The sequence below is a fragment of the Paenibacillus sp. UMB4589-SE434 genome, assembly GCF_030226685.1.
In the GTDB taxonomy this organism is placed as follows: Bacteria; Bacillota; Bacilli; order Paenibacillales; family Paenibacillaceae; genus Paenibacillus_B.
Genome location: NZ_JASOYK010000005.1, coordinates 72,269 through 87,607, shown reverse-complemented (window position 1 = coordinate 87,607; position 15,339 = coordinate 72,269). Strand labels below are relative to the sequence as shown.

Annotated in this window: 3 protein-coding genes; all 3 read left to right on the top strand. The window is 47.7% G+C overall.

The window, feature by feature from the left end:
• The first annotated feature begins 4 nt into the window (after positions 1–4).
• From QP775_RS17815 to QP775_RS17805, 3 genes are read left to right on the top strand one after another with little or no spacing between them, the layout of a single operon-like run.
• A complete protein-coding gene (locus QP775_RS17815) occupies positions 5–6,553 on the top strand; it encodes a non-ribosomal peptide synthetase (RefSeq protein ID WP_285108088.1) in 6,549 nt (2,182 codons plus the stop codon).
• Positions 6,550–9,552 carry a type I polyketide synthase gene (locus QP775_RS17810; RefSeq protein ID WP_285108086.1) on the top strand — a complete coding sequence of 1,001 codons (3,003 nt, stop codon included), beginning with the start codon at positions 6,550–6,552 and terminating at the stop codon, positions 9,550–9,552. The genes QP775_RS17815 and QP775_RS17810 overlap by 4 nt, the downstream gene beginning before the upstream one ends.
• Entirely contained in the window at positions 9,524–15,337 is a 5,814-nt protein-coding gene (locus QP775_RS17805) for a non-ribosomal peptide synthetase (protein WP_285108084.1), read from the top strand. Before QP775_RS17810 ends, QP775_RS17805 begins: the two co-directional genes overlap by 29 nt.
• Positions 15,338–15,339: the final 2 nt, after the last annotated feature.

Here is a 15,339-nt window from a genome sequence, read left to right as displayed (position 1 = left end):
GATTATGAAGAAAAATACAAATGTTGAAGCTAACTTATCTCGCCTGGAAAAAGAAGAAATGATCCGCCAGCTTTTGCAGCAGCGTGCAGAGCGTCGAGATTCCATGGTATCAGTAGGGGAGCGGGCTCTTTGGTTGCAGCAGCATGTAAATCCGGACAGCTGCGCTTATCATATGCAGGCGGCATGGGACCTCCTCTCCCCTATTGACGAGCAGAAACTGCATGATACATCTCAACGTTTGTACGATACCTATAGTTCTTTGCGTACAACTTTTGTGCTGCACAATGGCGAAATCAAGCGGCAGGTCCAGCCTGCAGGTAGTAAGGTTGATTATGAAGCCTATCGCCTGAACACGTGGGATGAAGAAGCGGAGGCTTTATTCCGCAGCCATTTGCGGCAACCATTCTCATTGCAAGCGGGCCCATTGTTCAGGGTGAAATTGTATATCCTTTCTGACGGTCCGCCTCGGCTTCTCTTGTCTTTGCATCATATTATAACGGATGCCTGGTCTGTGGTCATGCTGCTGCAAGCCTTTGTGTACATGTATGATCAGGAGATACCTACGCCGATAAAGAAGACAGCCGAACAGCATTATGGCTCATTTGTAGAATGGCAAAATCAATATTTGAAGAGTGCGCGGGCGGAGCAGGATGGAGGATATTGGCACAGGACATTGGCAGGGGAATTGCCGGTATGCTCACTAGTTACAGATCGTGCAGGAGGCGCTGCTAACGATGCTAAAGGGGGGAGTCATTCCTTTAGATTGAGCGATCCTTTGACACAGGCTGTAATTCGATTGTGCAGAGAGCTTGGAGTAACGTTAAACACACTGCTGCTTGCCTCATTTGCCGCGCTTTTGCAAAGGTATACCGATCAAGAAGAGATTGTGGTCGGTACATTTTCATCTGGCAGGAGCGAGGCTGCTTTTGAACGTATTTTCGGTTATTTGGTGAATCCTGTTGCTGTGCGCCTTTCGTGCCCAGGGGAACTTGCATTCGATAGTTTGGTAGCAGCCGCCAAACAGAAGGTACTGGAAGCGATGAAGCATGGAGACTATCCATTTCCGCTGCTGGTAGAACGATTGTCTCCTGATCGTGATGCAAAGGTCTCACCGATCTTTCAAGTTGCTTTTGTGATGGAACGGGCTCAGCGTGGCAATGGCGAGCACTTGCCATCGTTTATTAGCAACGATAAAGCTCAAGCGGAATGGGGGTCATTTACTTTACAATCTGTACCTTTGGAGGCAGCAGACGCTCAATATGAGCTTGTTCTGATGATGGAAGAGACAGATACGACTATTCAAGGCTCTTTAATATATCGTGCAAGTCTGTTTACTGCAGATTTTGTAGAGAACATGGCAGTATTGTATACAAAGCTGTTGGAGGAGGTTGTTAACCATCCCGAAGAGCAAATCGGCCGTATACGACTTGAGACAGCCGCTGCGGATCAGCAGAGCCTATTGCAGAATGCACAGGCTGAAATTCCTCCGATTTGCCTGCATCATCTGCTGGAATATCAGGCTGTGCATCGGCCGCATGCAGTTGCCGTTACGTCCGAGCGAGGCACACTCTGTTACGCTCAGGTCAATGAGCGGGCAAATCAAATCGCCCAAATGCTATTCCATAAAGGGGTAAGAAAAGGGGACTTTGTAGGCATTTGTCTACAGCGGTCACTTGATATGGTTGTATCTGTATTTGCTGTACTTAAGCTAGGAGCCGCCTTTGTGCCCATTGATCCCGCCTATCCTTTGCATCGTAAAAAGTACATGGCAGAGCGTGTAAACATGTCCGCCCTGATCAGTGTATCCACCGTTGAACTAGAGATGATCAACGAAAAGACAGAACTTGTACTGCTGGATGTTGCTGAAAGTGATCCCTCGTGTGACCCTGCAAGTTTCAGCAGCGAGCAAGCAACTGTTTATGATGTGGCATATGTTATTTTTACGTCAGGCTCTACTGGACAGCCAAAGGCAGTGCTGGTTGAGCATCGGGGCATCTGGAACATGGCGCAGGCTCAACGGCAATATTTTGATCTGTCCGAAGCCAGCAACATTCTTCAATTTGCTTCATTCAGTTTTGATGCCTGGGTGTTTGAACTCGTTATGGCCTTTCGCAGTGGCGGAGCGCTGTGCATGACTGAGATGGAAACGCTGCTGTCAGGAACAGAACTGGTTCGCTGGCTGGCCGAACAGCGCATCTCTCATGCCGTTCTGCCCCCTTCTGTCCTGTCGTTGATTCCGGATGCGGCCTTACCCGATTTAAAGGTTATAATTTCCGCTGGAGAGGCATGCACCCCTGAGATTGTGGCCCGTTGGGCGCCTGGACGCAAGTTTTTTAATGCGTATGGACCTTCAGAAGCAACGGTGTGGGCCACTGTTAAAGAATGCACGCCCGATGATCCCGTATTAGATCTGGGACATGCCATCCCTAATGTACAAGTTTATGTATTCAATTCCTGCATGCAGCGTCCGCTGCCAGGCGGAATAGGGGAGCTGTATATCGGGGGAGTGGGACTGGCGCGGGGTTATTATGATGATCCGGACATGACCTCTTCCAAATTTATTGCTGTTCAAGGTACAGGACACCATGGAGCGGAACGTCTTTATAAGACGGGCGATCTCGTCAGATGCGGCCTTGACGGTAGTCTGCAATTTGTAGGGAGACAAGATGATCAGGTAAAAGTTAGGGGAGTTAGACTTCATTTGGGCGAAGTTGAAGCCCAGTTGATAACGTATGAGGGAATTGCACAGAGTGTGGTGATGATGGCGGGCAGTCCTCCAGAACAAGCCAGGCTTGTCGCTTTTATCGTAATGAAACCCGAGACAGCATGGAACGAATTAGAGGTCAAACGTTTCTTACAGGATAGACTTCCTAGTCCTTATATTCCCTCTCGGTTCGTCGTGGTACAACAAGTACCTCTAACACCTAATGGCAAAATGGATCGTAAATCATTGCTCGCTTTGTTGGAGCATCATCAGGAAGAAATGTCTGAAGTGATCGAAAATAGCCACGCAATGTCCATGACAGAGCAGGTGTTAATTCAAGTATGGCAGCGGCTGTTAGACAAGAAGGGAGTCACGCTGGATGCGCATTTTTTTGAATCAGGCGGTCACTCCTTATTGGCAACACAGTTGATTTCCAAGATCCAAGAAGTGTTTGGTGTTGAGCTGCCTATTCGCACGGTATTTACCAAGCCCGTTCTGCGTGATATGGCTGGAGAGATTATGCTTTTGCAGCAGCATACGAATTATACACCCCGTCGAAATGAGATCGTTCCGCTGCAGCAATCCGCAAATTTTACAGTTCCCTTAACAAGTGCACAGCAAAGAATGTGGTTCCTGCAAAAGCTGGATGAGACACAAAATGCTTATCTACTGCCTGGTGTTATGACCTTAAAGGGACATCTGCACGTTGAGGCATTAACGATGTCGCTGCAAAAGCTTATTCATAGGCATGAATCTTTTCGTACGTCGATTCAAATGGCAGCGGGAAGTCCGGTGGCAGTAGTCCATTCCGCGCCAGCCTTTCAGTTGGAAGTAAAGCAGTGCTCGGAAGAAGAAGCCAAGCTTTGGATACAGCAGGAATGCCAACGCCCCATTTTGTTGTCTGAGCCAGCGTTGTATCGGATTACGCTGCTTCGGACAGGTGAGCAGCAGCATCAATTAGTGATGGTGCTTCATCATATCATAACGGACGGCTGGTCGATGGGAATCATGATGAACGAGCTTTGTCAGTTGTATAGTGATTTTGTCGGTCATACCACAACCAACCTGCCTCCGCTCCCGTTGACTTATTCTGATTATGCGCATTGGGAGCAGGGGTGGATCGGGAGTGAATCTTACCACAGTCAGCTGAAATATTGGATGAAGCTTCTTCAAACCCCCATTCCTCCTTTGCAGCTGCCAAGCGATTATTCCAGAACTTTGGTGCAAAGCTACGGGGGCAAGCGTGTTTGCTTACAATTGCCGCTTTTGTTGAGCGAGCAGTTGAAAAGTTTGGGACAACAGCATAGCTGCACTCTGTTTATGACTCTATTTGCTGCCTTTAATCTATTATTGCATCGGTTAAGCGGCACAGCTGACATTGCGGTTGGTGTACCGATTGCAGGGCGCAACCATCCGCATTTAGAGCAGGTTACAGGTTTGTTCGTAAACACGCTTCTATTGCGAACAAATCTGTCTGAGCCGCTCACTTATACAGAGCTACTGCTGCAAATTCGTGAATCTGCGCTGGGGGCTTACGCTCATCCGGATATACCTATTGAAAAGCTGGTGGAAATGGCAAGGCCAGATCGCGACTTGAGCCGGTCTTCAATGTTTCAGGTTATGTTTAACATGCTTAACATTCCACCGGTTGCGGCACAGCTGGAGGGATTGGCAGTCCAGATTATGGAGTGGGATGAACATGATTCTAAATGCGACCTTACCTTATATGCACAGGAGCAGGCGGAAGGCATTCAGTTGGAACTCGTGTATGCGACAGGACTGTTCAGCCAAGAACGCGCGCTTGAGCTGTTGAGCCAATTCCAAAGTTTGTGCAGCCAAATTGTAAAGCAGCCGAATGCTCCCCTTCGGTCATACTCTCTGCTTACGGAACACGCTGCAAAAGTTTTGCCGGACCCTTCATTGCCGCTCAGACATCCAGATGATCATCTGCTCCAACCCATTCAAGTGATGTTCCAAGAACAAGCAGCTCAATACCCAGAGGCGGCAGCTGTTGTTGACTGGGAAAATACAGTGTACACGTACCGCCAGTTGGATCGTTCCAGTGATGAGCTGGCAGCAGAGTTCATACGATTCGGGACGGTTGAGCGTGGGGTGATTGCCATTTATGGTGAACGCAGTGCCTTTTTAATTATCGCGATGCTGGCTGTGCTCAAAAGTGGTTCGGCCTTTGTGGTCATTGATCCCGCACAGCCAAGTGCTCGTGTGGCAGAGATGGTAAAGGTGTCAGGAGCAAGGGGGATTGTGCTGCCTCGCTCCGTTCGCCAAACCAGGCCTACACTTTTCGAGGAACTGTCTGGATTAGTGTCCTTTGTGGTGAGGGAACATGAGTATAAGCGGTTCAGTGACGCCGAGCAGACGGCTGTTTTATTGCGGCGCAAGGAACATACATTGCATGATCCGGCTTATATGTTGTTTACTTCGGGCACTACAGCTGCACCTAAAGGTATTTCCTGCACTCACGAACCCATTGCCAGCTTTATACGTTGGTACGTAAACGAATTTGAATTACAGGCACAAGATCGCTTTAGTATGTTTTCTGGACTGGGGCATGACCCGTTGCTGCGTGATATTTTTGTGCCTTTATCTATAGGCGCCACCATTTGTATCCCGGATAGCAGCAACTTACTGGACAAAGATTACTTGAATGGCTGGATGGTGGAGCAGCAAATTACCGTCACCCATCTGACTCCAGCGATGGCGATGGTCATGGCAGGGGGCAGTAAGCGTGGCAAAGTTATAAGCGACTGGCGTTACGCCTTCTTGGGTGGAGATACGTTGCTGCCTTCTCAGGTCGAGCATATCCGTACGATCGCTCCTCACGTTCGCTGCTATAATTGCTACGGCGCAACGGAAACGCCTCAAATCATGGGAATTTATGCGATAACAGACTCTCTCGGTCCGAACATTCCCATTGGCAAAGGCCGCGAAGGAGTGCAGCTTTTGATTGCGGATTCAGATTTGTTGATAAGTGGGATTGGAGAGACAGGAGAAATCTGTATTCGATCACCTTATCTGGCTTCTGGTTATGTTCAATCCGAAGTGGATCGCAGTTCCCCTTTTATAGCAGACCCTAATGGATCAACGGCACATGACAGAATTTATCGGACGGGCGACCTTGGCAGATATAGGCCTGACGGCAATATTGAATTTATAGGCAGACAAGGCGACAGGGTCAAGATTCGTGGCTACCGTATTCAATTGCGTGAAATTCAGCAGGTTGTAATGCAGCACCCGTCTGTCCATGATTGCTGCATTATTTGCCAAGCTCATGCTGGTGATCGGATTGTGGCATACGTGGTTTCAGCGGACAAGCCATTAGAGCCAGCAGCTCTCCAACTTTATTTACGCGACAAACTGCCTGAGTACATGCTGCCGGCAGCAGTCGTAGAAGTCCCGCATATTCCATTAACACATAACGGCAAGATTGCTATAGAACAACTGCCTGAACCAGATATGTTTATCGACAGGGGGTGCACGTCCGAAATGGTCCCGCCTGCAACGCCGCTTCAACAAACGATTGCAGAGGTATGGCGACATCATTTGCATATCAAGGAGATTGGCATACATGATAATTTCTTTGAAGCAGGCGGACATTCTTTACTATTGCTGCGCGTACAGCAGCATTTGGAAGAAGTGCTGATGCGTGAAATTCAGGTGGTTGACTTGTTCAAATATCCAACCATTTCATTGTTGGCATGTTATTTAGAGGGACGGGATACCACGGCCAATCGCCGTCATGATCGTGATGAGGCAAGCCAGCACCGGGCAAGCAAGCAGCGCGCCGCACAGCAGGCGCAAAAATCACGGCGAAAGGGCGTGCGGCAGTGACAACAAACTCGACGGAGAACACAGTTGCGATTATTGGCATGAGCGGGAGATTTCCTGGTGCCAATCATATCGATGAGTATTGGAGCAATTTGAAGTCGGGCAAAGAAACCATCACTTTGTTAACGGAGGAGTGCCTTAGACAGGCGGGGGTTAACGAAGAAACGCTACTTCATCCTCGTTATGTAAAAGCCGCCCCGTTAATGAAGGATATCGACAAATTTGATTACCCGTTCTTTGGAATGAACAAGCGTGAGGCTGAATTGTTGGACCCACAGCATCGCATGTTGTTAATGTGTGCGTGGGAAGCGTTGGAGGATGCTGGCTGTGTTGCTGACACCTATGAAGGATTAATTAGTGTATTTGCAGGATGTGGGTTTAACAATTATTTAGTAAACGAAATATTGGCGCGCAGAGCGGAATTTTCTGAAGAAGAACTGCAGATGGTGCTGCAGACGAACAGTAATGACTATTTAAGTACAAGAATCTCTTACAAGCTGAATTTACGTGGAACAAGCGTCACCGTCCAGACTGCTTGTTCCACTTCATTGGTTGCTGTGCATTATGCTTGTCAGAGCTTATTGATGTATCAGTCCGATATGGCGTTGGCGGGTGGGGCTTCCCTTCGTATACCTTCCATTGAGGGGTATAAGTATCAAGAAGGGGGGATTTTTTCTCCCGATGGGCATTGTAGAGCGTTTGATGCAGAGGCTAACGGAACGATATTTGGTAGTGGCTCAGGCATGATTGCCTTGAAGCGTCTTGAGGATGCTCTGGCCGACAACGATCATATTTATGCGTTGATTAAGGGCAGTGCTGTTAATAATGATGGAGCTACAAAGGTTGGATATACTGCTCCAAGCATTGAAGGGCAGCGAAGAGTAATTGCAGAGGCGTTAATGATGGCGGACATCGATGCCAGATCCATTGGTTACTTGGAGGCGCATGGTACAGGAACAGCATTGGGCGATCCGATCGAGATAGCAGCGCTGCAGGAAGCATTTGGGGATGTGGGCGGTCTCAGGCAGTACTGTGCCATTGGCTCTGTCAAAACCAACATGGGGCACTTGAACGCAGCTTCAGGTATTGCCGGGCTTATTAAAACGGCGTTAATGCTGTATTACAAGCAGCTTCCGCCAAGCTTGCACTTTAATACACCAAGTCCTGTCATTCCATTCATCGAAAGTCCGTTCTATGTGAATACCGTTTTACAGGATTGGGAGGCTCCTGCGGACTACCCGCGTCGAGCTGGAGTAAGCTCATTTGGCATCGGCGGCACCAATGCACATCTTGTTTTAGAGGAGGCTCCCGCACCTTCAGTAAAGAGAGGGCGTTGCTCAGAGCAAGCACTCTTGTTGTCGGCTCGTACCCATACCGCTTTGGATAACATGATCGTTGCCCTGCATGACCATTTGCAACGACACCCAGACACATCTTTAGAGGATGCCGCGTACACGCTTCAACTGGGCAGAAAAGTGTTTTCGCATCGTTATGCCGCGGTAACAGCTTCTGATGGAAGCCTGAAATGGAGCAGCAGAGCTGTATGCAAGCAACCGCAACCTAAAGTTGTCATGATGTTCCCGGGTCCAGGCAGTCACTATCCAGAGATGGCAGCTGGTTTATATGATACTTATCCGTTGTTCCAATATTGGACCGATCAGTGCATCGCAATCTTGCAAAGGCACAGTACAGACGGTTCCTCCGACTGGAAAGGGTTATTAAGCGGTTCAGCGAGAAAGCAAGGGTCAGTTTTAGAACAGACAGCCGTTATTCAGCCGCTTGTATTTGTAGTTGAATATGCATTGGCGCGCTGCCTAATGGAATGGGGGCTGGAGCCACACGCCATGATCGGGCACGGACTTGGGGAATATGTCGCTGCATGTATTGCAGGTGTGATGACGCTTGAAGATGCACTGGCTATAGTCGTCAAGAGAGGTGCCATGATGCAGCAAAGTCCTTCTGGGGTCATGATAGCTGTTGCTGCTTCTTTTGATCAAGTCAGCAGTTATATAGATGCTGGGATGCACTTGTCTGCCAGCAACAGCCCTGAATCATGCACGTTTGCAGGGGAAGCAGAAGTGATGTCACGCCTGATGAGCAAGCTAGATGCTGCCAATATTGGATATGCGAAACTGTCTGCTGCCCATGCTTTCCACAGCCCGTTAATGACGCAGGCTGCCAGTCAACTAGAGATCGAGTTGAGCAAATACAACCTGCAAGCACCGACTATTCCGTATGTTTCGAATGTGACAGGAAACTACGTCACAAGTGAGCAGGCCAAGGATATCCACTATTGGTCCAGCCATATGAGCAGTCCCGTCAAATTTAGTGAGGGGATATTAGCATTGGCAAAGACCAAGGAGCCTGTCATCTGGCTGGAGGTGGGACCGGGCAAGGTGTTAAGCCAGTTGCTCAGTCAACACAAAAACGTTGAAATCAAGGGTAATGTAGTTCAGATGATGAGACACCCTACAGAAGAAGAAACTGACCTAGGCGCCCTCTTAACAGGGTTATCCATGTGCTGGCTTCTCGGAGCCGAGATTCAGTGGGAGAAACTGTATGGCGACAAGCCAAGGAAAGCAGCCCTGCCTACATATGCATTCGAGCAGTTTTCTTGTTGGATCAATGACAGATATGAGCGCTTAAGGGAGGGAAATCATCCTGCTCAATCCAGTTCAGCTGTTGATCAGCCTGTAGATGATGCAATATCAGAGCGGACACATCTGTCAGCGGCGTATGTCCCGCCTCAAGACGATTTGCAGGCCCATTTAGTAGAGATATGGGAGCAGGTGCTGGGCTTCAGCCCAATCGGCATCAAGGACAATTTCTTTGAATTGGGAGGTCACTCCTTGTTAGCCACTCAGCTGATTTCCCGATTGCGCAATCTGCTGCCTCATATTGAAATCCAATTTGAACGTGTATTTGTGTATCCAACCATTGAAGAGATAGCAGGGCAAATCGAACTGCAAATGATTGAGCATTTGGAGCGCACCTGCCAATAAACAATATTTCAGCGGAACGGTGATAACGATGACAAATAGGAACGAATTGGAAGCAAGGCGTTCGGGATTGACTGACCAGCAGCGCCAACTGCTAGAACAGTGGAAACAGGGGAGCAAGCGGCAGCGTCTTACGATTGAATCGAGGCCCAAGGAAGCAGATATCCTGCTTTCACCCGCCCAGCGCAGATTATGGTTTTTGGATCAATTGCTGGCAGACAAGTCTGCCTATAATATGTACTTTGCTGTCCGGCTCTCAGGAGAGATAGATACACAAGCCGTTTATAATGCTTTCCAGTTTGTGATGGAGCGTCACGAATCCTTGAGAATTAACTTTACTAATCAAGATGGGAGTCCACGCATCGTTTTAAGAACGGCTGAATATTTCGCTTTTTCTCTTGAAGATCTAACTGGATTGCCCGTAGTAGAAGCGATGGATCAGGCAGATCAACTGCTTGAAACGATGATTACAGACCCTTTTGAATTGGCGGTTGACCCGTTATTGCGAGTACGGCTCATTTGTCTCCACCCACAGGAATATATACTTGCGTTGTGTATGCATCATATTATTTCTGACGGCTGGTCTATGGGGATACTTGTAAAAGAGTGGGTTGCAAGCTATACGGCTTCTGCTGGCGGTGAAATACCAAGACTAGCACCGTTAACAACACAGTATAGTGATTATGCCTATTGGCAGAATGAACAGTTGGGCGCAGGCAAAATGAACAAACATTTGAACTACTGGACCAAGAAATTGGCTCAATGTCCGAGTGTGGCCCTGCTGCCGGATCGCAAAAGCGCGGGTGCGAGCAGAAACCGTGGTGGAGAAATAGTATTTGACCTCCCGGCTGAGCTGACCCGTTCTTTGAGAGCATTTTGTGCGGAAATGGATACAACCCTGTTTATGGCATTGTTTACGATGTTTGGAGCTGCGATGTACCGATATACCCGTGAACAGACGATCGTGATCGGAACCCCGATTGCTAACCGCAATTACACCGAGATTGAAGGGATAATTGGCTATTTTGTTAATTTGCTGCCGCTTCGTTTGGATATAGAGCCAGAGATGACAGCTAAAGACTTATTAAAGCAAGTCGTTAAAACCGCTACTGAAGCATACGACCATCAAAATTTTCCGTTTGATAGGGTGATTGAAGAGTTACAGCCGGACCGTCAGGGATGGGCTATTCCGTTGGTGCGAAATTTGTTTGTTTTTCAGAATACGCCAGCGGTAAACCTTCAGCTTCCACATGTACAGACGGAGATGATCAGGCTGCATAATGGCACATCGAAATCAGATATGCTGCTGTCTATGGCAGATATGGACGGAAGGCTTAGCGGTCGTATTGAATATGACACGGATCTGTTTACCCCAAATACGATGCAAAATTTTGCTGATCATTTTATTCAGTTGATGCAGTCCGCACTGGCTCAGCCAGAGGTGCCGCTTGCACGTTTAAGTTTGTTGGCAGAACAAGACAGGAGGAGCCTGCTGCTTCAATCACAAGCGCAGCAGCCCACAGCATATCCACTAAGCAGTCTGCACCGTCAATTTGAAAGAATAGCAGCACTATACCCTGACCATCCGGCGCTCACCTGGCAAGAGAAGAACTGGACCTACAGCGAGCTTAATGCATTCGCTAATCGATTAGCCCGTTATTTGCTGGATTCGGGTGCGGCCCAAGGAAGCTTTATTGCGATATGCATGAGTCGCTCCCCGTATTTGATTGCCAGTATTCTTGCTGTCCTCAAGGCGGGTTGTGCCTATGTTCCAATCGATCCGACTGTTCCTGCCGAACGTATTCGCTGGATGCTGCAGGATGCTGACTGCTTGCTGCTGCTGTCAGATCATACAACTGCAGAGTTGCTGCCCACAGGGAACTGGAAACAGCTTGAGGTGCTGCCAGAAGCCTTGTGCTCAGCAGATGATGCAAGCCATAATTTATCGCTTGCAGTGAACGAGGATGATGTGGCTTATATGATCTATACATCAGGTTCTACAGGTTTGCCCAAAGGAGTACTCGTAGAACATGGCAGTGTAAGTCGATTATTTGCCACAACACAACCTTTGTTCAAGTTTAATGAGCAGGATGTATGGACCTTGTATCATTCGTACGCTTTTGATTTCTCTGTGTGGGAGATATGGGGGGCGCTCCTGCAAGGGGGGCGATTAGTCATTGTGTCTGCTGAAACCACACGTTCCTTTGATGATTTTTACCGACTGCTTGTGCGTGAGCGAGTCACAATACTGAATCAGACACCATCTGCCTTCAAACAATTAATACATGCCGAACAGCATTTGGGCAGGGTGGAAAATCCCAATCTGGCATTACGTTATATTATTTTTGGTGGCGAGGCCCTTGAACTGCAATCTCTCCGACCATGGTTTGAGGCGCATGGCGATGCTTGTCCACAGCTCATTAATATGTATGGCATTACGGAGATTACTGTACATGCCACCTATCGTCCTTTATCCATGCTGGACTTGAAGCAGAAGTTAGGAAGTGTAATAGGCGTGCCGCTGCCGGATATGGAAATTTACATTTTGGATGACAATCAAGACCCTGTTCCAGTGGGCTTGATAGGTGAGATGTATATTGGCGGTAGAGGAGTCGCACGGGGATATTGGAAACGGGAGGAATTAAACCGCGAACGATTCATAGTTAATCCATTTGGAACGGATATTGGCAAAGAGCAGCGGCTGTATCGTTCTGGTGACTTGGCCAGATGGACGACAGAAGGAGAACTGGAGTATTGGGGCAGGCGGGATGAACAAGTCAAGATACGTGGTTATCGCATTGAGCTGGGTGAAGTGGAGGCTGTGGTGGGCGCGCATAAGCTGGTCTCACAGAATGTAGCCGTAGTAGATCACAATGAGCAGGGAGATGCCAAAATCATTTGTTATTTGATTCCCAACAAGCATCAACTGCACACCTTGGACGTATGGCCGCAGCTGACACAAGAGCTTGTGGATCGATGGGAAACCGTATTTGACAGCTATTATATGAAAGAGAATGAGCATAACAATAAGACTTTTCATATCGTGGGCTGGAATGATTCCTTTCAAGGTCTGCCGATCCCTGAAGTGGAGATGGAGGAGTGGACGGAGGAAACTGTCAAAAGGATATTAAAATACAAACCAAGACGAGTATTGGAGATTGGCTGTGGCACAGGACTGCTGTTATTTCGTATCGCGCCTTACTGTGAAGCATACATCGGTACCGATTTATCCGAGAAGGCCATCGACTATGTAAGCAGTCAGCTGCATATTCTTGGGGATGCTAGCGATAGAGTGAGATTATTTAAATGTAACGCTCATGAACTACCGGATTTGGAACAGGTAGATATGATTGTCATTAACTCAGTAGTACAGTATTTCCCGGATCTTTCTTATTTGGATACGGTACTGCAGCAATGTGTGGGCCGCGTAAAGCCGGGGGGCTGCATTTTTATAGGAGATATATGCGGGCTTATGTTCAGAGAGGCATTCCATTGCTCTGTTGTAATGCAAGGGATTGATGAGAAGACGCCTATGCTTGAGTTCAATCGGATGGTGCAGCGTAAAATGAAGCAGCATGCGGAGCTGATGCTCGACAGCAGTTATTTTATAGAGCTGAAGCAGCATAACTCGAGCGTATATGCGATAGAGATGCTCTATAAACAAGGGAAATATCAAAATGAAATGAGTAAATTCCGCTATGATGCTGTTCTTCATCTGGGGGATGGCCAGGAAATATGGGAGCCGACTGCCCATTATATTTGGAACGCTGAAATTGGAGCAGGGCTGCAATCTGGCGAGTTCTGCATGCAGCACCAGAATACTTGCTTTATTGTCACAGGGGTACCTAACGGCCGTGTGGCAGAGGAGTGGAACTTTCTGCAATGGCATAAACAGGCAGCATCAAAGGCGCTCATTCAGGATTATTTTACGTACAGGCAGCAAACAAGCGAGCTGCAGTTGGGTATTGATCCTGCCGTTATGCTTCAGTGGGGTGGAGAGAGTCATCAAGTTGAAGTGCTGTTGTCCGATGCGGTGCATACAGGCGGTGTGGATGTGCTCTTCGCACCTCGCCACACTAAGAAAATTACACCCTTTTTGTATTCGCAAGGGGGAGCGGCGTCCAAACAATGTTCGGGTAAGTCGAGTATTCCGATGCAACATGAGATCGAGAACAAGCTGATTGCAGACATTCAAGCAGCAGTTCGGAATCAACTGCCTGACTATATGATGCCTGCACAGTTTGTGGTGCTGGAACAGTTTCCTCTGACTTCAAATGGAAAAATTGAACGCAGCAAATTACGAGAATTAAAACCGTCCAGACTACAGGCGGACATAAGTCCGGAAGCGCATTCGTCATTAACAGAGACAGAGCTGGCGCTGCGAGGCATGTGGCAAAGTTTGCTGGATGTTGATCATGTAGAATTGGAGGATAACTTTTTTGAAATTGGAGGGCATTCGCTCTTAGTGAGTCAAATGATGTTTCAAATCAAAAAACAGTTTCACGTGCAAATCCCGCTGATGCAATTGATGCTGAACCCAACGATAAGAAGCATTGCGCAGCAAATCGACAGCGCAGGTCCGCAAGGAACGGTTCTTGTACAATTAAACTTAGCCAGTAAAGTACATTTGGCCCCCGATATTCAGACGAGAGGCATGTCGTTGGCAGTGCAGACAAACGGCAAACCAGCTATTCTGCTGACGGGAGCAACAGGATTTTTCGGCGTATTTTTGCTGCATGAACTGCTGCAAGAGTCGAACACAGACGTTTATTGTCTGGTGCGCGCCGCTACTAACGAGTTGGGATTAGACCGAATCATAAGCGGGATGAAAAAATACTCCTTATGGAACGAGGAGTATGGCTGCCGAATAAAGGTGGTGATTGGAGATTTGGCCGCAGACCAATTCGGACTTGATGATGAGAGTTATGATGATTTAACGAGGCGCATTACTGCGATTTACCACAATGGAGCTACCGTCAATTTTGCACAGTCTTATATGTCGCTTGAAGGTGCCAATGTTAAAGGAAGTGCTTCTGTTTTAAAGTTGGCGTCCACATACAACATCAAGCCGGTACATTTTATTTCAACCTTATATGTTTTTTCAGAAAAGGATGCTCAACACAAGAAAATCATTCTCGAGGAGGATGTTCCCACCTGCTATGACGCTTTAAAATTAGGTTACACACAAAGCAAATGGGTGGCAGAAGGTCTGATGATGGAAGGCAGGAGAAGAGGTATTCCTGTCAACATATATCGACTAGGTAGAATCTCTGGAGACAGCCGAACGGGAGCATGCCAGGATCACGATTTCTTTTGGAAGATCATCCGTTTTTGCTTGCAGCTTGGTGCGTTTCCCAAGATCAATTTCCGCTTTAATTTGATTCCGGCTGATTTTGCCGGCAGCCTCATTGTCCAGCTTGCATCGAATCCTCTTACTACGAATCATACCTACCACATCATGAATGATCACGAGTGTTCTTTCCAAGATATCATACTTATTTTAACGAATATGGGATACAAATTTGAACAATTGCCTTGGGAGGACTGGAAGCTCCAGGTAGAACAAGTATTGGAGACGGATAAAGCCCATTCAGTCGATATCTCCCTGATTCCATTTATCGAAGAGCTTTCCATGATCGGGGGAGAAGCTCCTGTATTTAGCGCAAGCCGTGCATTCGCTTACATCAGTACAAGCAATATGACTTGTCCGTTAATCGATACAGATCGGTTAACGTCCTATATCAACTATTTTATTGCTAGTGGTTATTTTGAACCCATAATTCGCTAATG

Coding starts and splice junctions, on each gene's coding strand:
- QP775_RS17815 (WP_285108088.1), top strand. CDS start 5: ATGAAGAAAAATACAAATGTTGAAGCTAACTTATCTCGCCTGGAAAAA.